Genomic DNA, 546 nt, shown 5'->3' with positions numbered 1-546 from the left:
TAGTTCACCCGAACGCCTCGGTATTCTCTACCTGACCACCTGAGTCGGTTTAGGGTACGGGCCGCCATGAAACTCGCTAGAGGCTTTTCTCGACAGCATAGGATCATCCACTTCACCACAATCGGCTCGGCATCAGGTCTCAGCCTTGTGTGCGACGGATTTACCTACCGCACGGCCTACACCCTTACCCCGGGACAACCACCGCCCGGGCTGGACTACCTTCCTGCGTCACCCCATCACTCACCTACTGCAAGTCTGGTTCGCCGGCTCCACCACTCCCCTTTGCCCGAAGGCTCTGGGGCGGCTTCACGGACTTAGCATCGCCTGGTTCAGTGTTTGACGCTTCACAGCGGGTACCGGAATATCAACCGGTTATCCATCGACTACGCCTGTCGGCCTCGCCTTAGGTCCCGACTTACCCTGGGCAGATCAGCTTGACCCAGGAACCCTTAGTCAATCGGCGCACACGTTTCCCACGTGTGTATCGCTACTCATGCCTGCATTCTCACTCGTGAACCGTCCACCACTGCCTTCCGGCGCGGCTTC

At 58.8% G+C, this 546-nt stretch carries 1 rRNA gene; it reads right to left on the bottom strand.

Features of this window, described 5'->3' with window-relative positions:
• Positions 1–546: ribosomal RNA gene (locus tag BFN33_RS49030) — 23S ribosomal RNA — on the bottom strand; the annotation flags it as partial.

This window comes from Streptomyces sp. LUP47B (assembly GCF_001746295.1).
Lineage (GTDB): Bacteria > Actinomycetota > Actinomycetes > Streptomycetales > Streptomycetaceae > Streptomyces.
Note: the sequence above shows the minus strand (reverse complement) of the source record. Positions and strands in the feature narration are given on the sequence as shown.